The following is a 22964-nucleotide window of genomic DNA, read 5'->3' as shown; positions in this document are numbered from 1 at the left end:
AAAGAGCAAAAAAAGGGGCGCCCTTATCGCAAGGCGCGCATGACCATCGCCCCCAGACCTTCCAGATGGGCCGAATCCGCCCCGCCGCGCGCCGCCAGCCGGATGCCGGCGAAACTGGCGATCAGATAGGTCGCCGCCGCATCGGGATCGACCGAGCCAGCCAGATCGCCTTCCTCCTGCGCCTGTTGAACCTGCGCGACGATGCCCGCGCGCAGGGCGCGCTCGGCCGCAGCATTGATGGTGTTGAGTTCCCGGTTGGAGCACCCGAATTCCGCGATGGAGCCAACGCCAAGGCAGGCCACGTCCGCCTCCCGCACCACCCGCGCCACCATCGCCGCGATCCCGTCCACCGCCCGCGGGCCGGTCTTCAGGGCCGCGCGATGCGCCTGCCCTTCCGCCAGCACGTAGCGGCGCAGCACCTGCTGATAGAGCTGCCACTTGTCCCCAAAGGTATCGTACAGGCTCTGCCGCCCGATCCCCATGGCGGAAACCAGCATCTGCGCCGACGTGCCTTCGTAGCCATGCTCCCGAAAAACGGCGATGGCCGCATCCAGCGCGGCGTCTACATCGAAGGTTCTGGGTCTTGCCATGAGCGCCACATAGGTTTAACGGAACGGTCATTCAATAACTCAAAGCGAGCGATTCGAAACAATGTGATCCGCCCCTGACCGCAACGCCGCAGCCCCGCGCTGCCCTTTGCCTTGCCTTCAGGGAAACTTTGTCTCGTGTCATCCATATCCCCGCCCTCGCGCGCCCTTTCTCTGGCCGATGTCTCGTGGTCCACGCCCGATGGCCACACCGTCCTTTCCCATCTTTCCGTCGATTTCACGCGTGAGCGCGCCGGGATCGTCGGCCGTAACGGCGTGGGCAAGTCCACGCTGCTGCGCCTGCTGGCCGGCGCGCTGGAGCCGGAACGCGGGCGCATCGTCCGCTCCGGCACCGTGGGCACCATGCGCCAGATCGTGCAAGTCTCCGCCGAAGAGACCATTGCCGACCTGATGGACGTCACCCCCGCCCTCTCCGTGCTGCAACGGGCAGAGGCCGGCACCGCCACCATGGACGAGCTTTCCGAGGCCGACTGGACGCTGGAGGCCCGCGTGGCCGAGGCGTTGTCGCAAGTGGGGCTGGACATGGCGCCGGACACCCGCCTCGTCACGCTGTCCGGCGGCCAGCGCACGCGGGTCGCACTGGCGGGTGCGGTCTTCGCGCAGCCCGATTTCCTGCTGCTGGACGAACCCACCAATGACCTGGATCGCGAAGGGCGCCGCGCCGTGCGGGACCTGCTGGAAGGCTGGCGCGCGGGCGCGGTGGTGGTCAGCCACGACCGCGAGTTGCTGGAAACGATGGATGCCATCGTCGAAATGACCACGCTGGGCACTGCCCGCTATGGCGGCAACTGGAGCGCCTATCGCGAGCGCAAGGCAGTGGAACTCGCTGCTGCCGAGGCTGATCTTGCGGTGGCGGAGCGCCGCATCGGCGAAGTCCGCCGCAAGGCGCAAGTGGCGGTGGAGCGCCAGCAGCGCCGCGACGCGGCCGGCAGCCGCAAGGCCGCGAAGGGCGACATGCCCCGCATCGTCGCCGGCCTGCGCCGCGATCGTGCGGAAAAGTCCGGCGGAGACAACGCGCGTCTGGCCGACCGGATGCAAGCCACCGCCGCGCAGGCGCTGGATGAGGCCAAGGGCAAGGTAGAGCGGCTGGAAACGCTGTCGGTCTCGCTGGCCTCAACCGGACTGGCCGCCGAACGGCAAGTGGCGAAAGTGCGCGACCTCGATTTCGGCCATGCCCCCGAAGCGCCGCTGCTGCGGGGACTGACCTTCACCCTCACCGGGCCGGAACGCGTGGCGATCACTGGCCCGAACGGCACCGGCAAGTCTACCCTGCTGGCGCTGATCGCCGGGCGCCTGACCCCATGGTCGGGGTCGGCCGAGGCGCTGGTGCCTTTCACCTTCCTGGACCAGCGCCTGTCGCTGCTCGATCCCGCGGAAACCATCGAGCAGAACTTTGCCCGCCTGAACCCCCATGCCAGTTCGGGCATGGACGAAAACGCCCGTCGGGCTGCCCTGGCCCGCTTCCAGTTCCGCGCGGCGGCGGCGGATCGCCCGGTCGGCACGCTATCGGGCGGCCAGACGCTGCGCGCCGCGCTCGCCTGCGTACTGGGCGGCACCCGGCCCCCACCACTGCTGATGCTGGACGAACCGACCAATCACCTCGACCTCGATTCCATTGCCGCGGTCGAGGCGGGCCTGCGCGCTTACGACGGATGCCTGCTCGTCGTAAGCCATGACGAGGCATTTCTGGACGCGATCGGCATCACCCGGCGCCTGCCGTTGTAACGCGATAGCGGTCTCGCCGGTCGGGGAGGCACGATGTCCGCCCTCCCCGACCGGCCGGCAGGCCCGTCAGAGGCCTGACACCGTATGGCTTCCCAGACTTGCCGCCGGATCGACGCGCAGATTGTTCTGCACATGGCGCACACCGGAAACATGGTCTGCAATGTCTTCCGCGCGGCGCTTGTCCTCACGGCTGAGGACCAGTCCGTCCAGCGTCACTTCCGCCTCGCTCACCGAAACGCGGATGTGACTGGCGTCCAGCTGACGGTCCCGCGTCAGGTCGTCGTTCACATCCTCGCGGATGCGCTCGTCCGAACGAGTATAATCGCTCGGCCCCCTGCCGCGATGGTCCTGGCGGTGGTCCTCCTCGCGCCGGTGGGCGGCTTCGTGATCGCCGAACCAGCTGGCGATCTCGTCCCCGGCGCGGCGCAGGAATCCCCGCCTTTCGCCATATTCGCGCCAGTCGCCGTAATCGTCCCGACGGAAGCTGAAGGTCGGGCGGTAGCTGTTACTGGGGTGCATCCCCCCGCCATACATGCCGCGCTGGGTGGAGAAATCGCGCCCGCCGTAATCCTCGCTGGTGAAATCGGCAAAGCTGTTGCCGCCCGAAGCGTCGAAATTGTGGGTGGGATAGAGCGGTTCGCGCCCGCTCCGCCGGCGTTCCTCGTCCTCCGCCTCCAACCGCCGGGCGGCGGCGCGGGCCGCATCGTCCTGATCCCGGAAGCCACCGGCCTGGCGGTTCGTGTCATCCTGCCACTGGCCCGGCTGGCGCGGAATGTCCCAGCGCCCTTCGGCGCCCCCTCCACCACCGGGGCCCCTGCCGGAACCACCTCCCGGTTGCCGGTTGCGAGGGTCTGAATCGCGTCCGTTCATCGCTGCTCTCCTCGATTGCGTGTCCGTCACGCGGCGCAGCGGCTGGGGTGCTAAAGGGGCGCTCAAAGCAGCCCCGAAAGTCGCTGCGTCATGCTCCGATAGGAAAACGAAACAGCGCGCGATTCTTTCCAGAAATCGGCGGCTGAAAGCGAAAATTCCGCGCATCGTTTCCCGCCACGCCCATCGCGCCCAACGCACCCGAAAATGCGCTGCGGGCAATGGCTTCGCGGCATCGCGGTGGTATAGTGGCGCAGGCGGCCTCCCCCGAGGCCGGTTCTCCTGAGGGACGCTTGCAATGGCAGAGGCTACGGACGACGCGATTTCGGTTGGAGAGACCGTCGAAGGCGTGGGCGACTATACCGGGCCGGCCGGCGGTTGGGGGGCGCTGGGCGCGGTGGCCCGCGCGATCCGCGAGCAGATGAAGACCAGCACGCACACCCGCGCGCTGCTGGAAATGAACCAGCCCGACGGGTTCGATTGCCCCGGCTGCGCCTGGCCCGATCCCAAGCACACCTCTTCGTTCGAATTCTGCGAGAACGGCGCCAAGGCAGTGACCTGGGAAGCCACGGTCAAACGCGTCGATCCGGACTTCTTCGCCCGCCACACGGTATCCGAACTGTGGCAATGGAGCGATCACCAGCTGGAAGACGCCGGCCGCCTCACCCATCCGCTGCGCTACGATGCCAAGACCGACCACTTCGTCCCGGTGACCTGGGACGAGGCCTTTTTGCGGGCGGGCGCGGCGATGCGCGCGCTCGACCATCCGGACGAGGCGGAATTCTATTGCTCCGGCCGCGCCTCCAACGAATCCGCCTTCCTCTACCAGCTTTTCGCGCGTGAGTTCGGGACCAACAATTTCCCCGACTGCTCGAACATGTGCCACGAGGCAACCAGCGTCGGCCTGCCCAAGTCGATCGGCGTCGGCAAGGGCACGGTGACGCTGGAGGATTTCGACCATGCCGATGCGATCTTCTGCATCGGCCACAATCCCGGCACCAACCACCCGCGCATGCTCTCCACGCTGGCCGCAGCCTCCAAGCGGGGCGTGCCGATCGTCGTCGCCAACCCGATGCGGGAACGCGGGCTGGAACGGTTCAAGTCCCCCCAGCATCCCACCGAAATGCTGCGCCCGGGCCACGCGACGCCGCTCGCCTCCGCCTATCACCAGGTGAAGATCGGCGGCGATCTGGCCATGCTGAAGGGCATGATGAAGCGGGTGATCGAGGTCGACGCGCTGGACCACGCCTTCATCGCCGAACATACCGAGGGGCTGGAAACGCTCCGCGCCGATCTGGATGCCACGTCGTGGGACTGGATCGAGACCTCGTCCGGCCTCAGCCGCGATGCCATTGTCGAAATGGCTGAGGTCTACATGCGGGCCGAACGGGTGATCGTTTGCTATGGCATGGGCATCACCCAGCACCGCCACGGCACTCAGAATGTCCAGGCCATTGCCAATCTGCTGTTGCTGCGCGGCCATTTCGGGCGTCAGGGCGCGGGCATATGTCCGCTGCGCGGCCACAGCAACGTGCAGGGTGACCGCACAGTGGGGATTACCGAAATCCCTGCCGAATCCATGCTCCAGCGGCTGGATGCGGCTTTCGGGATCGAAAGCCCCCGCAAACAGGGCCATAACGCGGTGGAAGCCCTGCAGGCGATGCGCGCCGGGCAATCGAAAGCGCTGATCGCGCTGGGCGGCAACCTGGCCGTCGCCATGCCCGATCCGGAAACCTGCTTCGCCGCCGTGCGCGGGCTGGACCTTTCGGTCAACATCCTCACCAAGTTCAACCGCACCTGCCTGCTTACCGCGAAGGAGACGCTGGTGCTGCCCTGCCTCGGCCGGACCGAGCTGGACCTTCAGGATGGCCGCCCGCAATGGGTGACGGTGGAGGACAGCATGTCGATGGTCCACGCCTCACGCGGGAAGCTTTCGTCCCCGGGGCCGGAAGTGCGCTCCGAACCGGCCATCGTTGCCGGGCTGGCGAAAGCGACGATGCCGGCCAGCAAGGTCGATTGGGATGCCCTCGTCACCGATTACGACCGCATTCGCGACAAGATCGAGGCGGTCTACCCCGATTTCCAGGATTTCAACCGGCGCGTGCGCGACCCCGGCGGCTTTCGCCTGACTATCGCTCCGGACAAGCGCCTGTGGAACACCCCCAGCGGCAAGGCGCAGTTCCTGGCCCACCCCCATGTCGACGAGCGCGGCACCGCACGGCTGCTGCTGACCACCATCCGCAGCCATGACCAATACAACACCACGATCTATACGCTGGACGATCGCTATCGCGGCGTGACCGGCCGGCGCGACGTGATCTTCGCCAACGCGGTGGACCTGTCGCAAATGGGTCTTGCCCATGGTGATGTGGTGGACGTGGAAGCGGCCGGCGGTGCAGTGCTGCGCGGCTTCACGGTGATCGCCCACGCCATCGCGCGCGGATCGCTGGCGGCCTATTATCCGGAGGCGAACTGCCTCGTCCCGCTGTCCGATCATGATCCCGCCAGCGGGACGCCGGCCTACAAATCGATCCCGGTAACGCTTCGCGCGGCGGCCTGAAGACTGCCGCGCGTTGCGGCTTCCCATGTCACGCCAGGTGCCGTTAAGGTACGCTTGAGTGCGCCGCGCAAAATCAGGCCGAAGCCGGCTCCGTGCGGACCAGCGGAGCGTGCCGATCGACCAGTATGGCGCTCGCTTCGTTCAGGCCGAAGAGTTCGACGGCGATGCCGTGGCGGCGCAACTTGGCAACCACGTCTTCCAGCGCACCGACGGCGGTGATGTCCCACAGGTGGGCCTTCGTCAGGTCGATCTGCACGCGGCGCGCGCTGTCGGACAGGTCGAAGCGATCGGCAAAGATATCCGCGCTGGCGAAGAAGATCTGGCCGGAAACGGTGTAGATCCGGGTGTCGGACGGGGCATCGTAAGTGATCGCCACATCCATCATCCGCGTCACCTTGAAGGCGAAGAACACCCCGCTCAGCAGCACGCCGACGGCCACCCCGGCGGCAAGGTCGTGGGTGGCGACGGTCACCACCACGGTCGCCAGCATCACCGCGCCGGAAACCTTGGGATGGCGACCCAGATCGCGCAGCGATCCCCACGAGAACGTGCTGACCGACACCATGACCATGATCGCCACCAGCGCCGCCACCGGCACTTGCGCCACCCACGGCCGCAGCGGCACCAGCACCACCAGCAGGAACACGCCCGCCGCCATCGTCGACAGCCGGCCGCGCCCGCCATAGCGGACATTGCCCACGGTCTGGCCGATCATGCCGCACCCGGCGATGCCGCCGAACAGGCCCGCCGCAATGTTGGCAAGGCCAAGCCCGGTGCATTCGCGCGCCTTGGAACTGGTCGTCTCGGTCAGATCGTCCACCACGCTGGCGGTCATCATCGATTCCAGCAGGCCCACCGCCGCGATCGCCAGCGAATAGGGCGCAACAATCTGCACGGTCGCCCAGTCGAACGGCACGGCGGGAAATGCGAAGGATGGGAGCGAGGACGGCAGGGCACCCAGATCGGACACCGTATGCAGCGGCATCGGGAAAGCCATGGCGATGCCGGTCAGGGCCAGGATGCAGATCAGCGGCGACGGGATCGCCCTGGTCACCCGCGGGGCAAGATAGATGATGGCAAGGCCCAGCGCGATCATCGCGTAAGTATGCCAGGTGACGCCCAGCATCTGCGGCACTTGCGCCGAAAAGATCATGATCGCCAGCGCATTGACGAACCCGGTGCGCACCGAACGCGAGACGAAGCGCAGCAGCACATCCAGCTTCAACAGGCCGAACACCACTTGCAAGACCCCGCCCAGCACCGTTGCGGCCAGCAGGTATTGCAGCCCGTGGGCATGGACCAGCGCGCCCACCACCAGCGCAACCGACCCGGCCGCGCCGGAGATCATCGCCGGCCGCCCGCCCGCGATGGCAATGACGATGCCGATCACGAAGGAGGCGAACAGGCCCACCTGCGGATCGACACCAGCCACGAAGGAAAAAGCGATCACTTCGGGAATGAGCGCGAAAGTGGCCACCAGGCCGGCCAGAAGATCGCGGCGGGCAGCGCCAAAGCCGCCGAACCATTCGGCGCGATAGCGGGCGAAAGACTGTGAATTCATGGGTTCGAGAGGTCCGCGAAAATCGCAAGCCGCCAGCGCGTGCGGGCAGATTCGATAGCTTGCGAAGTGCGTTGTCCGGCGGATCGGCGGCCGGAATAGCCACCCGGAATTTCACCGGGTCCTTGCGAATAGCGCCTCTCTAACCGCTGGATCGGCCGGATTGCAAGCCCCGCCCCGATCCTGCCCCCGATCCTGCCAGGGCCCCGCTCCTGTCAGGCGGCCCAATCGAACTCGGTGCTGGAAACGATCCGGGCATAGCGGCCCAGGCAGGCCAGCGCATGCATGTGCTCATCGGCAGAAACGCCTGCGCAGCAGTCCTCCAGGATCACCGCGTCGTAATCCCGATCATGCGCCTCGCGCGCGCCGGAATGCACGACACCGTTGGTCGAAACGCCGGACATGACGATCCGCTCGATCCGATGGGCGCGCAGGATCGCTTCCAGCGACGTGGCGTAGAACGGGCTGACGCGATGCTTCACGATATCGAAATCGCCCGGCTGCGGGGCCAACGCGGGATGAATCTCGGTCCCGCGCGTGCCCAGCTGGAATATCCCGTTCTTGCGCGCGCCGGAAAAGATCGGCGAATTGGCCGGCGCCTCGCGGTAATCGGCCGAAAAGCCCACACGCACATAGCCCACCAGCGCGCCGGCCGCCCGGGCGGCGGCGATCGCTGCGCGGGTCTTTTCCAGCACGCCGCGTTCCTTCACCTGCACCGCGTAAGTCTGCGCGCTGAAGCCATCCTCGGCAACGAGGTCGTTCATCATGTCCATGACAAGGAACAGCGTCTTGATCGGGCTTGGCATCCGTTCCCCCAATGAGCCGGCAAAGTAAGATGGGTCGCCCCCCGATGAGCCGGGCGCCGGCCCCCGTCAATGGGCCGTGCGGTGGTCCGGCGCGATATCGCGGTGCCGCCGGATCTCGCGTGGGGAAGCACCGAAGGCGACGCGGGCAAAGCGCGACATCACGGACTGTTCGGCAAAGCCCAGCTTTTCCGAAATGCGGGAAAAGCGCATGTCCGTCTGACGCAGGTAATAGAGCATGAAATCCCGCCGGACTTCATCCTTGATCGCTTGGAACGCGCAGTTTTCCTCATGCAACCGGCGGTGCAGGGTGCGGGGATGAAGGCCCAGCTCGCGCGCCACATCCTCATTCGCGCAGTTACCCGTCCATAGCAGTTGCATGATCACGCCGCGCACCTGGGCATGGAACGGCGGGCGTTTGCGATCGAAGTGCCGGTTCACATGGCCAACCACGTCGCCCAGCGCGTCGGCATCGGCGGCGACGATGGGCTGCGCCAGATCGTCCAGAGAGAAGACCACGCCGTCCTCGTTCTGGCAGAAATGGACATCGCAGCCGAAATGCCGGCGATAGGTCGCGCGCGGCGACAGCGCCTCATGCCGGAAGTGGACGCGGCGGACGCGCGCCCTGCCTCCCGTCAGCCCGACCGCGCCCAGATGCCCGGCCAGCAGCGCCTGCTCGATCGCCTGACTGCGATTGGGCAGTTCCTCGCCCAGCAGGTCATGGCCCATGAAGACATGCGCGCCCGACGCCGATCGCCCCATCCAGACGCGCACGGCCAGACTGTGCGCGGCATTATGGGTCGCCACGTACTTCAGCGCGTCACCCAAAGTCCGCGAATTGCGCATCACCGCGCCCAGCGGCCCGAACACATCGGAATCGCCCTGCTCGCAGGCCAAAAGCAGACCGAAGTCCGGTTTTCCCAGCACCACCGCCGCGCGCTCCAGCAGCGCGACCCACTGGTGGCAAGTGGCCGCGCCTGCCCGATCGCAAGCGGCGGCATCCAGCCCCACGGCCGCCAGCAGCGATGCCGGATCCCCGCCAAGGCTGCGAACCAACCGGGGGAAATGCCGCAAGAGCCGCGCCTGCAACTTCTCCGACGCCGGTTCCGGCATCGCGCGCGGAAGCGGATCGCTATCCGCCATACCCCTCGGCCCGTTTCCAGGTGGTGTCGCCGGCGGACCACAGCGGGCTTCCCCGCGTTTCCCGCAAGGAAGGGATCGTGCGGCCGTCCTTGTCTGTCACGCCATATTCGGCGGCGAGTTCGGCGTTGATGAAGGTGCCGCCGGACCGCGCCTTTACCGCCGAATCCATGGCAAGCGCGGCAATGACCCGCCCGGGAAACTCGGGCGAGGAACCGACCGCGCTGTTGAGCTGGCTGGCCATGCCGGGCACCGTCTTCAGGTTTTCGACCGCGCGCTCCGTATAGGTGAAGCCCTGCCAGAGCGAGACGGCGCTGACGCCGGTGTCGCGCAGCTCGTGGCCCATGTCGCGCATCATCCGGTCGGTCGCGGTCTTGGTGGTGCCGAACACAACGTCGTAAGTGTAGGTCGCACCCACATAGCCGGACAGCGCCGCGATCAGTCCCGAACCCTGCGGCACCATGATCCGCGCGGCGTGCCAGGCGGCGATATAGGCCGCACGCATCCCGGTATCCCAGATCTCCCACTCGCCCAGCGGCTTTTCCCAGAACCCGTCGCGCCGGGTCATCGCATCGGGAATGGCCATGGCGTTGTTGGCGAGGATATCGAGCCGCCCTTCGTCGCGGCGCACCTGATCGAACAGCGCCGCGATCTGGTCATCATCCTTGAGGTCCAGCACGACGGAGACGCCCTTGCCGCCGCGTGCGTTCACTTCCTCCACGGTTTCAACCAGCGTGCCCGGTAGCGGGCTCTGCCCCGCCCCGGTGGTCCGCCCGGTGACGTAGACGGTCGCGCCATGTTCGGCCAAGGCGAAGGCGATGCCTTTACCGATGCCGCGCGTGGCGCCGGTAACAACCGCGACCTTGCCCACCAGTCCGTCCGATATCCGCGCCATCTTGCTCACCCCTTCGCCGGATTGCTGGGCGCGCGCCGGTTGACGAGCGGGCGTTGGTAGGACGGATCGTCGTTGCTGCGGCTGGAAACGCCGTTCAGTGCGATATCCGGCACGTCCGCGAAGGGGATCGGCATCGGCGGAGGCAGGCAGCCCCATTCGATGATGTTGGTCCGCAGGGCGATCTTCCAGACTCCGTCCCGCCGCTCCAGACGGTCGATATAGCGGCCGCCGGCGATCCACAGGCTCTCATCGCGATTGCGTCCGACGAACTGGTAGTAGGTTTCGGTGTGTGCGCTGTCGCCGTCGAGGTCGATGGTGGTCTGGAGCAGCGCGTGATGGGTCAGAATCTGGCCGGCCTCGTGCATCGGCACCGCCCAGTCCCAGCAATCCACCGCAGAGCCCACGAAAGGCCCAGCCGCCATCGTCGCATCGTCCCAGAAAGCCGAGAGGTAAGTTTCGCGGTCGAACCGGTCCATTCCGCGCGAAAAGCGGGCCAGGCATTCAAGGATATCCTGCTTGTCCAGCAGTTCGTCCAGCCGCGCCGCGCGGTCCCGGAGGGCTTTAGGGGGTGCTTCACTTGCCACGGTAGTTCACCTCCGCAATGGGCTTCCAGATCGGCGATCCGCGCGAGGCGCGGGCGGACTGGATCACTTGCCCGTCCACATCGGTCAGCCCGTATTCCTGCGCGAGTTCGGCAGTGACGAACTCGCCACCAGAGCGCTTCATCACATCGGGATCGGCGGCCAGCGCTGCAATCACGCGGCCGGGATGCTCCACGCTGCTGCCATGCATCTGGGTGATCGAGGCGGTCATCTTGTCACCCATCTTGGCAAGGTTGTCCCTGGCCTTCTCGGTCAAGGTCAGCCCCTGCCACAGAGTCAGAGAGGCGACGCCGTGCGGCTCCAATTCGATCGCCATGTCGCGCGCCATACGGTCCACCGCCGACTTGGAGGTGCCGAAGATCACGCTGTAGGTGTATGTGACGGCCGCGAAGCCGGAAATCGCGACGATCAGCCCCGACTTCTGCGGCGCCATGATCCCCGCCGCGTGCCAGGCGGCGACGTAGTTGGAGCGCACGCCCACGTCCCACATCTCCAGGTTGGAGAGCGGCTTTTCCCAGAAACCCTTGGGTTCAAGCAGATCGTCGGAGAGGGTGAAGGCATTGTTGACCAGGATGTCGAGCCGCCCCTGCTCGGCGGCAATCCGTTCGAACAGCGCGGCCACGGCGGCATCGTCGCCATGATCGCAGGCGACGGCAATACCGCGCCCGCCGCTCTCCTTGCCGCGGGCGTCGCACTCGGCCGCCGTCCCGCCGACGGTGCCGGGCAGGTAGTAATCCCCCTCCCGAACGGTGCGCCCGGTGACGTAGACGGTCGCCCCCTGTTCGGCGAGGACCAGCGCGATGCCCTTGCCGATACCCCGGCTGGCGCCGGTAACCAGCGCGACTTTTCCGGCCAGCGGCGCGGTCATACCGTTTCTCCGGAAAACCAGCGTTCGCTAAAGTCGCCTTTGGCGCGGCCCGGGAAATGCTCCGCCGTGAAGGGATAGCCCATCACGCCCTTCGACCAGTCAGCGGCGGCACCCCAGTCCTGCTCCCAATCGTAGAGCATCACCCGGTCGGCGATCCGCCATTCGCCTTCGCGCTTTTCGAAAGTGTCGAGGTAGCGGCCGCCGATGCAGGTATCGCGGTCTCCCTCACCCATATCCACGCGGTGGTAGGAGAAGACGTGGCTTTCGACGCGTGCGCTGTCGCCGTCCAGCTCGATCACCGACTGGCCGATCAGGTGCTGCGTGTCCTTGATGGCATCGGCGCCGGGGACCACCCAGGCAAGATAGGCGTCGAAATCGCCGGCGTAGACGCCGTAATCGAACCGCGCCTCCGGCCACCAGCAGGAGCGGATCAGGTCCGCGCTGCGACGATCCTCTCCGCGAGCGAGGCGGGCAATGCAATCCCGGATCGCCTCGCGATCGAGAAGGGTCTGGATTTCTGGCGTCATTGGTCCTCTCTCGTTTTCGGTATCGCGTCCGAATTCACATCTCGATGCAGATCTTGCCGATCTGCTGACCCGACTGCATGTGGGCGATGGCATCCTCCAGCCGGACCAGCGGAAACACGCGGTCTATGGCCGGATGCAGGTCATGCGCCTCGATCGCGCGGACCATCTCGATCTGGTCGCGCCGGCTGCCCACGGTCACCGCTTGCAGGCACAGCCGCTTGGCCTGCACCACGGCGAAGGGCATGGTATCCCGGTCGAACCCCGCCACCGCGCCGATGATCGCGACATGCGCGCCGGTCCGCGCCGCGCGGAAGCTCTGCGCCAGTGTGTTCGGGCCGCCGACTTCGATCACATGCTCGACGCCCAATCCGCGTGTCAGGTCCAGCACAGCATCGCCCCATTCGGGCGTGGCGAGCCGGTCGATCACGTGATCGGCGCCCAGTTCCAGCAGACGCTGGCGCTTTTCCGGGGTCGATCCGATAGCGACGACCACCGCGCCCGCCGCCTTGGCGAACTGCAGCGCGAACAGCGAGACCCCGCCGGTGCCCTGCACCAGCACGTGCTCTCCGGGGCTGACGTGCCCATCTGTCACCACCGCACGCCACGCAGTCACCGCCGCGCAAGGCAGGCTGGCAGCCTCCACCAGCGAGAGATTTTCCGGCGCGCGGGTGAAATGCCACGCCGGCCGCACCACTTCCTCGCACGCGAAGCCATCGGCGGGGCCACCCGGCGAATTGTTCAGTTCCGCGCGATCGACATGACCGTCGCGCCAGTTGGGGTGGAAGGTGCTGATCACCCGGTCGCCAACGGCAAGTCCGCCCGCACCGGCTCCCTCTCCCACCTCCACCACCTCGCCGGCGCCATCCGACAGAGGAATCAGTCCGGACGGCGACGGAAAGATACCGCCGATCACCAGACCGTCGCGAAAGTTCACCGACGCGCCATGCACGCGAACCCGAACCTCGCCGGGCCGAAGCAATGCCGGCGGCAGGTCGACCAGTTGCAACCGCCCTTCGGAAAGGCGCATCGCCTTCATCGAAAATGCTCCGCGCCTGGCCGCTCAGCCAGGTTCAGGCCCTGGTTAGCTGGCGCGAACGGCGAATGCCTGCATGTCGATTGCCGGCAAACCATCAAGACCTCTCCCGTGCGCCGGACTCGTGCGGCTGCAGAGCGTTGCATCGGCGACCCGGCGCGGCCAAAACTTGACCGATCCGGACAAAATGCGCGACTCCCGAGCATTCGCCCCGGCGATGCCGGCGCGCGCCGGTCAGAACGGCAGTTGCACCTCGTTGACGGAAGTGACCACGATCTTGCCATCCTGATTGGTCATCCGCACTTCCACGCGCACGACCGGGAAACCCCATTCAGACTTCTCTATTTTTTCAATGACTTCCCCCTCGATATAGGTGACATCACCCTCGAAGGCCGGGCCCCGGAATTCGCTCTTGGCGTGGCGCACCATGCCGTCATGCCCGGCCCAGAACGCCAGATAATCGGTATTCCAGGCCGCCATCGTCGCGCCGTAGCCATAGGCGCGATGCATGCCGATCTCGCTGGCGCGGCCATCGTCGATATGCCCGCGTGAGGGGCCGAGGTAGAGCCCATCACGCAGGCGCGGGTCGATCAGTGCGCCCACCTCGTCGAACGAGAAACCCTCGATCCAGCCCATGTCCTGATTGACCCAGCAATCGGGCACGCCTTCCACGCCTTGCCAGTAGAAACTGCCCCAGATGTTGAAGATGAAGGCGCGGTATTCAGTAGTGAAGCTGGCGATCGAGTGCGGACCGATCACCCGGCGCGGCAGCCTCTGGCCTACCGACACTTCCTCGAAATGCGGGGACTTGCCCTCTCGGTTGGAAAGGAACCAGTCGCGGCGGATTTGGTCGATCTCCGCCAGTTCGGCCGGCGTCCACTTGCGCGGTGCACCGGCGGTGGAGGCATACATGCCGCGCTTTTCCGCTTCCTTCGCCAGATAGCGGATCACCGTGGGGCACGATTTGGCAACCAGATCGCCCCGCTGGTTGCGGTGGATGGTGTCGCCCCGCTGGAACAGCGTGGGACCGGCGAACTTGGTATCGGTCAGCTTGTAGCCAGTGAAGATGCGTTCATGGCTGAGGTGGTCGCCGGGGCGGACATGGGTGCCGTACCACCACCACTCCTCGCCGCCGAAGATCATGTGCTGGCCCTCGATCCGCCCGACGCAGGCCTGATTGTTGCCGTGCCCGTAATCGAGCGCCACGCAGATCGACTGCGGCGCGATGATGTCTCCGAACCGGGTTTCCTGCGCGAAGCGCTGGTCCCAATGCAGCGGGTTTACATAGTCCATCGCCATGACCCAGCGGCGGATGTCGGTCTTGTTGCACGGCTCCCAAAGCTCGCCGCCGCCGACGCGGTGGCCAAGACGCCATTCGACGTCGCTGATATCCATGGTGGCAGTGCCTTCGCTGGCCGACATGTCCTTGTTCCTTCAGGCGATTGCGTGTGCGGCCATGGTGGCGCATGGGTCATCGGCAGGACTTGACGGATCGCGACAAAAGCGGGCCGGGCCAAATCCCGCACATCACGCTGATCCGGCCGAACTTTTCCGTTTGCAATCAAGCCTTCGCCCGATGTTCGCGGGATTGATGCGATAAATTGCGCGTCGGTTAACCAAATCTACCGGATTTTCCCTAAGATCATCGACAAAAGGTCGCAGATTCCCGAAGAAAGTCCGATGCCCCCCATCCTGCACTGCATCCGTGATCAGCATGATTTTCCGCTAGTGCTTCTGGCGGCCCTCGTTTGTGTGCTTTCCACGCTGGGAACCGTGCGCTTATGCCGCCAGGTCCGCTGGTCGCATGGGCGCGCGCAGACCGGCTGGCTGACGACGGCCGGCGTGGTCGCCGGCCTTGGCATCTGGGCCACTCACTTCATCGCCATGCTGGGCTATGACCCCGGCTTCGTGGTCGGGTACGATCTGGGCGGCACCGCCACGTCGCTGTGCATCGTGCTGGTCACGTCGGTTGCGGCGCTGGTCGTCGCCGCGCATTACCCATCGCGCCTCGGCTATGTTGCCGGCGCGCTGCTGATGGGGGGCGGCGTCGCAACAATGCACTACGTGGGCATGACCGCGCTGGAAATGCCGGCGCGGATCCGTTGGGATGCGGCCTACGTCGCGGTTTCGATCGTGCTGGCCATCGCTCCGCTCCTGATCGCGCTGCCGCTGGCCCTGACCGGCCGTTCGATGCGGACCGGCGCGGCGGCTGCCGCGCTGATGACGGTGGCGGTCGTGCTGCTGCATTTCACCGGCATGACCGCTATCTCGCTGGTCCCCTCGCGCCTCGGCTTCTCTCCCGCATCCTCGATGTCCCCGCGTGCGATGTCGCTCTGGGTCTTCGTGACGGCGGCCTGCACGCTTGCCATCGCAGCGACGGCGGCCATGATCAGCCGCCGTGCGGAGATCGCCCGGCGCACCTCCGAACAGCGGAACAACGAACGGCTGGAACTTATCGGCCGCCGGCTCGACATGGCGCTGGAGAACATGCACCAGGGCCTGTGCCTGTTCGGCGCCGACGGCCGCCTGATCCTGTGGAACCAGCGCTTCGTCGAGATGTATCGCATGGCGCCGGACGAGATGCGGGCTGGCATGACCATGCGCGAGATGGCCCGCGTCGCCATCGGAAAGCGGGCGCCGGCAGGCGAACTGGACCATCGCGTCACGAAGGTTCTGCACAATCTGGAAGCCGCGCTGGAAGGGCACACGCAAGCGCCGGACGTTTCGGAATACGAAGACTTCATCGTTTCGGTCCGTTCTCGCCCGCTGCCCGACGGCGGCTGGGTTTCGACGTTCGACGACATCACCGAACAGCGAATGATCGAAGCCCGCATCCAGCATCTTGCCCTGCATGACGGGCTGACCGGCCTGGCAAACCGCAGCAAGTTCAACGACCTGGTGGACCGCGCCCTGGCGATCGCCGCCCATTCCGGTGAGCGGTTGGGCCTGGTGGTGCTCGATCTGGACGGCTTCAAGGATATCAACGATTCGCGCGGCCACGCGGCCGGCGACGATGCCCTACGCGCCGTGGCCAAGGCCCTGCGCGGAGCCCTGCAGGAAGGGGAGGGCGTAGCCCGTCTGGGCGGAGACGAATTCGCCGCCACCGTCCTGTTCCGCGAAACGCACGAGTTGGCCGATTTCGTCGATCGCATTGCCGCGTGCTTCAATGGCACGACCGGGTCCGAGGCGGGCGATTTCGTGATCAAGGCCAGCCTCGGCGTCGCTGCCTATCCGGATGACGGGCAGGACCGCGAACAGCTCTGCAACAATGCAGACCTCGCCATGTACCGCGCCAAGGACAATCTGGGCGAGCGCATCTGCTATTACGAAAAGGGCATGGACGAGAGCGCGCGCCACCGCCGCCAGATCGCCGCCGATCTTCGCGGTGCCGCCGAGCGGGATGAACTGGTGATCCTGTATCAGGTCCAGCGATCGCTGAAGGACGAACGCATCAACGGGTATGAGGCGCTGCTGCGCTGGCAACACCCGGTTCGCGGCCTGGTCAACCCATGCGAATTCATCCCGATTGCAGAGGAAACGGGCGAAATCTTCGCGATCGGCGAATGGGTGCTGCGCGAAGCCTGCCGCGAAGCCGCCCGCTGGCCCGAATATCAGATGGTGGCGGTGAACCTTTCCGCGGTCCAGCTGGGCCAGGCAAACCTGCCCGAAATCGTGGCCGGGATCCTGGTCGAAACCGGACTTTCGCCCCGCCGGCTTGAGCTGGAAATCACCGAAACCGCAATCATCGGCGACAAGGTGCGCGCCCTGCACATCCTGCGCAAGCTGAAGAGCATGGGCATCAGCATCGCCATCGACGATTTCGGCACCGGCTATTCCTCGCTCGATACGCTGAACTCCTTCCCGTTCGACAAGATCAAGATCGACAAGTCGTTCGTCACCGATTCCGATGAGCGGCCCCAGGCCCGGGCGATCATTCGTGCGGTGCTGGCGCTGGGCCGCAGCCTGGACGTGCCCGTGCTGGCAGAGGGCGTCGAAACGCCCTCTCACGTCGATCTCCTCCAGGCCGAAGGCTGCGATCAGGTACAGGGCTTCCTGTTCGGACGACCGCAATCCGCCCCCAGCCTCGGCCAGGCGGTGGTCAGCCTTAACGGCGTGGACCTGACCGATCTAGAGGTCGACGTCGGCAGCCTGTCATAGAAACGGCCCGGCCGGCAGCCTGCGTCCACATCGGCGACGGGCTCCGGGCTTGACACCATCGCCGCACGCTTGCTGAGAGCCTGACAGACCATGCTTCGGGCAACCCCTGCCCGCCAAGACGAGGAAGCGCCCTTGCCCACTGCCGTCAGCCTTGCCCAGGGCGTCACTTTCGCCAACGACCGCCCGATGGTGCTGATCGGCGGCATGAACGTCATCGAAGGCCGTGACATCGTTCTGGAAGTCGCCGGGGAATTCGCGCGCCTGACCCGGGAACTCGGCATTCCCTATGTCTTCAAGGCCAGTTTCGACAAGGCGAACCGCTCGTCCATCAGCTCGTTCCGCGGGCCGGGGCTGGAAGCCGGCCTGGAAGTGCTGGCCGAAGTGCGCGATCGTTTCGGCGTGCCCGTCCTCACCGACGTTCACGAACCTTATCAGGCGCAAGCCGTTGCGGAAGTGGCGGATATCCTCCAGCTTCCCGCCTTCCTCGCCCGCCAGACCGACCTCGTCGTCGCGCTGGCGCGCACCGGCAAGGTGATCAACGTCAAGAAGCCGCAATTCCTGGCCCCGCACGAAATGCGACACATCATCCGCAAGTGTGAGGAAGCCGGCAACGACCAGATCCTGTTGTGCGAACGCGGCAGCGCCTTCGGCTACAACAACCTGGTGGTCGACATGCTGGGTATGGACGAGATGAAGGCAATGGCGCCCGTCGTCTTCGACGCCACCCACGCGCTGCAACGGCCGGGCGGCCGCGAATCGAGCGCCGACGGGCGGCGGACGCAGGCGGCCGTGTTGGCCCGATCCGGCATCGCCGTGGGGATCGCCGGCCTGTTCCTGGAAGCCCATCCGGACCCCGACAAGGCCCTGTGCGACGGGCCCTGTGCGCTTCCGCTCGACAACCTGAGGCCTTATCTCGAACAGATGCAGGCAATTGACCGGCTGGTGAAGCAGTTCCCGGCGCTGGAAATCGACTGAAGCCGCATTTTCCAAATAGCCTTTGGCGCCGCCCTCGGCGTCAAAGGCCTATGCGCAGGAAATCGTGCAAGTGGATGATGCCGACGGGTTGCTGGTTTCCGGTGGCGAAACCTTCCTCCACCACACTGACGCGGCACTCTTCGTCATCGGCAATGACGAAGGCGCAGGAAATCTTGGTGTCGTTGAGGAAACGCAGCGCATCTTCGGCCATCATGCCGGTCCGCACCACTTTCGGGCGCCGCGTCATAACGTCACGCGCACGCAACTGGTCCAGCGCACGGAAATGGCGGCGCAGATCGCCATCGCTGATGATGCCCACCAATCGGCCCGCCACGTCGACCACGCCGGCGATGCCGAACCCCATGGACGTCATCTGCGAAATGACCTCTTCCATCGGCAGGTCCAGATCGACCAGCGGCAGCTTGTCCTGCCCGTGCATCAATTCGCCCACCGAAGCGAGGCGCAACCCGATCGTGCCGCCGGGATGCAGTTCCTTGAAACCGTCGCGCGAAAAACCGCTGGCATCCATCAGCACCATGGCCAGCGCATCACCCAGCGCCAGCTGCTGTGCGGTCGAACTGGTGGGCGCGATGTTCGACGTGCAGGCCTCCTTGGCCAGCGGCATCAGGATGCAGATGGTAGAGCGCCGCTCCACCATCGAACCGGCGCCCGAAGTCACGCCCACGACGGGTATGCCCCGCCGTTCGGCATGATCGAACAGCACCTGGAACTCCGCGGTATTGCCCGAATTGGACAGCGCCAGAATGACATCGCCCTCGACGACCATGCCAAGATCGCCGTGTGCGGCTTCACCGGGATGGAGATAGATCGCTGGTGATCCAGTGGCCGCCAGTGTCGCCGCGATCTTGCGGCCGACATGGCCGGACTTGCCGATGCCGGCGACCACGATGCGGCCGGTGGCCAGTCCCAGAAGTTCGCAGGCCAGCACGAAGTTCCGGTCAAGCGAAGATGCCAGCTGATCGAGCGTCCGGGCCTCTATTCGGATGACCTCACGCGCTCTTGCCAGAACGCCTTCGCTACCAACCGCCTTCAGGACAACCGACGATGCCAAAATAAACTCCCCTTTAGGCTCCAAGGGAAAATAAGAATTTCGGCCCCCGCCAGAGGCGATTACAATAAGGAGATTGGTATACCACGTTAGCCAACTCAATCGCTTCGCGGCATCGCCAACATGTTACTGCGTAACTCTCGCAATACAGTATGTAAATCCCCTCAAACCCTTAGCCCGCCCGCTTCGTCGCAATTCCGGGCATGTCCCTCGCAAAAGGGACGTGATGCCCTGAAATGTCCGGGGCTATGACAAAGTTCCCGAAACCCTCACGATTCCCCCGCATTGTCCGCCGGCCCACGCACACCCACGGCTTTCCACGGCTGGCCGATGTAGCCTGCCAGACGATCCCTTGCCGCCCACACCCAGCCCACGCGCCGCTCCGCGATGCCGGGCAGGCTCAGCAGATCGCCCCCCAGCCAGGGAACGAACGGATTGCGCCGGGCATAGGACCAGATTTCGACACGTTCCACAGGGCGAACCGAAGCGCCGCGGGCGTGGAAACCGATCGTGTCCGCCACCACCAGAGTATTGCCCGGAACGGCCAGCGGCTCGCCTTCGCCAAGCCGCATCGCGGCCAGATCCTCACTGCTCACGCGGGGCGATCCCCGGCCCGTCAGGCGGGGCATCTCGCGCGGGTCGACAAGGCTGCGGCGATATTCCCATTCCATGCGCTCCGGCGTCAGCCGATGCGATCCGCGCACGTACGTGAACGGCGCTTCGTCGGGCGCCACGGGATTGAGAAACAGCCAGGCCTTCAGCGAAGAGTGGAAGGCATCGGCGTGCAGCGCCTCCTGCGGATCGACGTGCGTTTCTTCATGATGCGTAACGATCGTCTGGATGTAATGCAGGGGCGCGATGCGAAAACCGGCAACGTAGTGGAACAGCGCCTGCAGGTCGGCCCGATCCAGTTGCTGGCGCAATTCGGGGATGGCCGCCAGCATTCCGGGATCGATCGCCAGCCGGCGCGTCACCGCGTCGCCCTGATGCATTTCCCGTGCCTGCCCGCGATAATCGAGGATCGCACGCCGCAACGCAGCGAAAGTTTCGGGCGGAACGAAATCCGAAATCGCGACGAAACCGTCACGATCGAACGCCTCGCGCCAATCGGCGCGGACATGCCGCGCCAGACGCCGCCGGCGCCACGCGCAAAGCGCACCGGCCAGCTTCACGCGTACTCGATGAAGGCCAAGGCGATTCAGTCGCCGGGAACCGATAAGAGGATTATCCAGGAAACTTTTCGCACCCGTTCCCAGCTGGATTACCCAGATCGGGGACATAAAGAATAACTTGACCGACTTGAAAACAATCATGAAAACAGGACCAATCCTTCGGATCGCTCAATGACCCCAACAAGGGGTATTTGGCAACTTCTTTCGCGAGGCTCGTCGCACGGAATGCAAGATCCGTCGCGCCGGCCCACGCGACGGCATTGTTCAGGGCGACGAATATAGATGAAAATTGGCTCTAGCGCAGGGACCGTTCTGGCGCTTATCGGCGCAATCGCCGCCACGCCGGCCTTCGCCGAAGTCTCGACCGCTCCGGAAGGCGCGCCCGGCCCGATTTCCAAATCGCAAGGCCCCACGGCAATCCCGCTGCCCAGTGCGCCGGATCCGATTCCTCTGATTTCCCCCAAGCCGCTTGTCGGCATCGAGCCCTACAGCTGGAACCTCGCGCAGGTTTCCTCCGGCAACGATACGCCGGGCGTTTCGGCCGAAGTCGCCGCCCTCGCCGCGGCCATGCCGGCCGGTGAACCCGACCACTTCGGTACCGGAACCGTTGCCGCCGATCCGCCGGCCGAAGCGGGCCCTCCAAACCTTGCCGCCACCCCCGATGCCCCGCGAATGCGCTGGTCGGACCACCTTCCCCGCAGCGAAGCGCCCTATAACGGATTCTTCGCGCAGGCCAGCACGGTCAAGACCGAAGCCCTGCTGTTCACCGGCTACTTCATGGCGATCAGCGCCCACAAGTTCTTCGAGGATACGGCCCCGTTCCATTTCAAGGATGAAGGCTATTTCGGCAAGAACACGGACAATATCGGCGTCGACAAGCTGACCCACGCATTCGACACCTATCTGATCGCCGAATTCCTGCACAATCGCATTCACAATCGCACCGGTGCATCGCAGGGCGACGCCATTACCGCAGCCATCATCGCCTCTGGCCTGATGGCGTTCAACGAGATTTCGGACGCGATCGAGCCGGACAGCGGTTACTCGCTTCAGGACGTGTCGATGAACATCGCCGGCGCCGCATTGTCCGTTCTGCGCAACACGGTACCGGGAATGAAGGAAAAATTCTCCTTCAAGGTGGAGATCATTCCCAACGACAAGGTCTGGAGCATCCAGGGCAAGCCGCACTACGCCCAGCAGCGCTACATGTTCTCGCTGAAAGGCGCCGGCTTCGAAAAGCTGCACAACACGCCGCTGCGCTTCGTCGACCTGCAGGTGGGCTATTTCGCGTCGGACTTCCTCAACGAGGACCGGGCTGCCGGCAAGGAACCGAAGCGCCATCTCTTCGTCGGCGTGGGCCTGAATCTTGGCGAATTGCTCTTCGCGAAATCGCAGTCGAAGATTGGCCGGATGGCCTACTCGGTGCTTGACTACGTCCAGATCCCTTATACTTCGGTGCGATACGACACCACGGGACAGTTCGACTTCTAATCGGTCGAGCCTATCTTCCCGTCGGCAATCGACGGGAAGAAACGATGACGGACCCGCTTTCGCACGCGGTCGAACAGGCCATGCGCGATGCGGCGCGGCTGGCAATCATGCCGCGTTTTCGGACGACGGACGCGCGTGTTCTCGTCAACAAGGCGGACACAGTCGGGGGCGGTACGGATTCAGCCGCGGAGGAACCCGTCACCGCAGCCGACCGTGAAAGCGAAGAGCTTCTCTCCAACCGCCTTGCCGCGCTGATTCCGGGCGCCGGCATCGTCGGTGAGGAGGCGGCCCATGCCGATCCCGCTCTGCTGCAGCGCCTGCGCCGCGGCACGTGTTGGCTGATCGACCCGCTGGACGGCACCGCCAACTTTGCGGCGGGCAAGGGCCCGTTCGGCGTGCTGGTCGCACTCGTCGAGGATGGGCTGCCCGTGGGCGGCTGGATTTTCGACCCGCTCTCAGGCCGCTTCTGCGCAGCACGGGCGGGTCATGGCGCGAGCATAAATGGGGAACGGTTCACCGTCACGGACCCCCGGCGCGATTGCCCGCTCGTGGCCGTAACCCGCCTGTTCCGCGATCAGACCATGCGGGCCAACCTGATGGAAGCGCTGGCGCCGGACCATGGGGTGGTGGACAGCCCACGCTGCGCCGCAGACCAGTATCCGCGCATCGCCACCGGCGGCAACGACGTTACGCTGTTCACGCGCACGCTGCCATGGGACCACGCGGCCGGCATCACCTTCCTGAACGCCGCCGGGGGTCGCGCCGCGCGGCCGAACGGAACCGCCTATCGTTGCGACGAGAATTCAGAGGGGCTGATCGCCGCCACGTCGCAGCAACAGTGGGATGCAATGGCGCGCAGGCTTGACGAATTGGGTTACGATCTCACCAAGGCAAATGTAACGTTGTGACCCCT

The 22964-nt window shown here is 65.4% G+C and carries 19 protein-coding genes and 1 other annotated feature; of the genes, 6 read left to right on the top strand and 13 right to left on the bottom strand.

Annotated elements, in window-relative coordinates:
• Positions 1-23 precede the first annotated feature (23 nt).
• Positions 24-590, bottom strand: a complete 567-nt coding sequence (locus tag WBP06_RS22050; RefSeq protein WP_395337246.1) for a TetR/AcrR family transcriptional regulator — start codon at positions 588-590, stop codon at positions 24-26.
• A 135-nt stretch (positions 591-725) separates the two neighbouring features.
• On the opposite strand from WBP06_RS22050, the gene WBP06_RS22045 reads away from it, so the two are divergent.
• Positions 726-2333 (top strand): ABC-F family ATP-binding cassette domain-containing protein, encoded by a 1608-nt coding sequence (locus WBP06_RS22045; RefSeq protein WP_395337244.1) that lies wholly within the window; start codon positions 726-728, stop codon positions 2331-2333.
• Between the two features lie 66 nt (positions 2334-2399).
• On the opposite strand, the gene WBP06_RS22040 is transcribed toward WBP06_RS22045, so the two are convergent.
• Positions 2400-3203, bottom strand: a complete 804-nt coding sequence (locus tag WBP06_RS22040; protein WP_395337242.1) for a BON domain-containing protein — start codon at positions 3201-3203, stop codon at positions 2400-2402.
• A gap of 295 nt (positions 3204-3498) precedes the next feature.
• On the opposite strand from WBP06_RS22040, the gene WBP06_RS22035 reads away from it, so the two are divergent.
• The gene (locus tag WBP06_RS22035; RefSeq protein WP_395337240.1) at positions 3499-5760 is read left to right on the top strand and encodes an FdhF/YdeP family oxidoreductase; all 2262 of its coding nucleotides are present in this window, start codon (positions 3499-3501) and stop codon (positions 5758-5760) included.
• Positions 5761-5833: 73 nt separating this feature from the next.
• On the opposite strand, the gene WBP06_RS22030 is transcribed toward WBP06_RS22035, so the two are convergent.
• From WBP06_RS22030 to WBP06_RS21990, 9 genes are all read right to left on the bottom strand, one after another.
• Positions 5834-7321 carry a SulP family inorganic anion transporter gene (locus tag WBP06_RS22030; protein WP_395337238.1) on the bottom strand — a complete coding sequence of 496 codons (1488 nt, stop codon included), beginning with the start codon at positions 7319-7321 and terminating at the stop codon, positions 5834-5836.
• A 69-nt stretch (positions 7322-7390) separates the two neighbouring features.
• Positions 7391-7446, bottom strand: a sequence feature (sul1 is cis-regulatory element that is thought to sense ions involved in sulfur or methionine metabolism; They are found in Alphaproteobacteria).
• An 87-nt stretch (positions 7447-7533) separates the two neighbouring features.
• Positions 7534-8124: a cysteine hydrolase family protein gene (locus WBP06_RS22025; protein WP_395337236.1), complete on the bottom strand. Its 591-nt coding sequence runs from the start codon at positions 8122-8124 to the stop codon at positions 7534-7536.
• A gap of 66 nt (positions 8125-8190) precedes the next feature.
• Positions 8191-9264: an AraC family transcriptional regulator ligand-binding domain-containing protein gene (locus WBP06_RS22020; protein ID WP_395337234.1), complete on the bottom strand. Its 1074-nt coding sequence runs from the start codon at positions 9262-9264 to the stop codon at positions 8191-8193.
• Positions 9254-10156: an SDR family NAD(P)-dependent oxidoreductase gene (locus WBP06_RS22015; protein WP_395337232.1), complete on the bottom strand. Its 903-nt coding sequence runs from the start codon at positions 10154-10156 to the stop codon at positions 9254-9256. The genes WBP06_RS22020 and WBP06_RS22015 overlap by 11 nt, the downstream gene beginning before the upstream one ends.
• Positions 10157-10161: 5 nt before the next feature.
• Positions 10162-10740 (bottom strand): nuclear transport factor 2 family protein, encoded by a 579-nt coding sequence (locus WBP06_RS22010; protein WP_395337230.1) that lies wholly within the window; start codon positions 10738-10740, stop codon positions 10162-10164.
• Complete coding sequence (locus WBP06_RS22005) at positions 10730-11626, bottom strand: SDR family NAD(P)-dependent oxidoreductase (RefSeq protein ID WP_395337228.1); 897 nt, start codon at positions 11624-11626, stop codon at positions 10730-10732. The genes WBP06_RS22010 and WBP06_RS22005 overlap by 11 nt, the downstream gene beginning before the upstream one ends.
• A complete protein-coding gene (locus WBP06_RS22000; RefSeq protein ID WP_395337226.1) occupies positions 11623-12153 on the bottom strand; it encodes a nuclear transport factor 2 family protein in 531 nt (176 codons plus the stop codon). The genes WBP06_RS22005 and WBP06_RS22000 overlap by 4 nt, the downstream gene beginning before the upstream one ends.
• A 34-nt stretch (positions 12154-12187) precedes the next feature.
• Positions 12188-13189 (bottom strand): NAD(P)-dependent alcohol dehydrogenase, encoded by a 1002-nt coding sequence (locus WBP06_RS21995; protein ID WP_395337224.1) that lies wholly within the window; start codon positions 13187-13189, stop codon positions 12188-12190.
• A 231-nt stretch (positions 13190-13420) separates the two neighbouring features.
• Entirely contained in the window at positions 13421-14608 is a 1188-nt protein-coding gene (locus WBP06_RS21990) for a MaoC family dehydratase N-terminal domain-containing protein (protein WP_395337222.1), read from the bottom strand.
• Positions 14609-14866: 258 nt separating this feature from the next.
• Between WBP06_RS21990 and WBP06_RS21985 the strand changes: the two genes are divergently transcribed.
• Complete coding sequence (locus WBP06_RS21985; protein ID WP_395337220.1) at positions 14867-17344, top strand: EAL domain-containing protein; 2478 nt, start codon at positions 14867-14869, stop codon at positions 17342-17344.
• Between the two features lie 132 nt (positions 17345-17476).
• On the top strand, positions 17477-18319 hold the full coding sequence (kdsA, locus tag WBP06_RS21980) for a 3-deoxy-8-phosphooctulonate synthase (protein ID WP_395337218.1): 843 nt from the start codon (positions 17477-17479) through the stop codon (positions 18317-18319).
• Between the two features lie 40 nt (positions 18320-18359).
• Here the strand turns inward: kdsA and WBP06_RS21975 are convergent, their stop codons facing one another.
• Both WBP06_RS21975 and WBP06_RS21970 read right to left on the bottom strand, forming a co-directional pair.
• Positions 18360-19391 carry a KpsF/GutQ family sugar-phosphate isomerase gene (locus WBP06_RS21975; RefSeq protein WP_395337216.1) on the bottom strand — a complete coding sequence of 344 codons (1032 nt, stop codon included), beginning with the start codon at positions 19389-19391 and terminating at the stop codon, positions 18360-18362.
• 266 nt (positions 19392-19657) lie between these two features.
• Entirely contained in the window at positions 19658-20668 is a 1011-nt protein-coding gene (locus tag WBP06_RS21970) for a phytanoyl-CoA dioxygenase family protein (protein ID WP_395337214.1), read from the bottom strand.
• Between the two features lie 174 nt (positions 20669-20842).
• Between WBP06_RS21970 and WBP06_RS21965 the strand changes: the two genes are divergently transcribed.
• On the top strand, positions 20843-22051 hold the full coding sequence (locus WBP06_RS21965) for a DUF2279 domain-containing protein (protein WP_395337212.1): 1209 nt from the start codon (positions 20843-20845) through the stop codon (positions 22049-22051).
• A gap of 44 nt (positions 22052-22095) precedes the next feature.
• Positions 22096-22959: an inositol monophosphatase family protein gene (locus WBP06_RS21960; protein WP_395337210.1), complete on the top strand. Its 864-nt coding sequence runs from the start codon at positions 22096-22098 to the stop codon at positions 22957-22959.
• Positions 22960-22964: the final 5 nt, after the last annotated feature.

Source organism: Novosphingobium mississippiense (genome assembly GCF_044029535.1).
GTDB lineage: Bacteria > Pseudomonadota > Alphaproteobacteria > Sphingomonadales > Sphingomonadaceae > Novosphingobium.
This window is presented reverse-complemented; position numbering and strand designations above follow the sequence as displayed.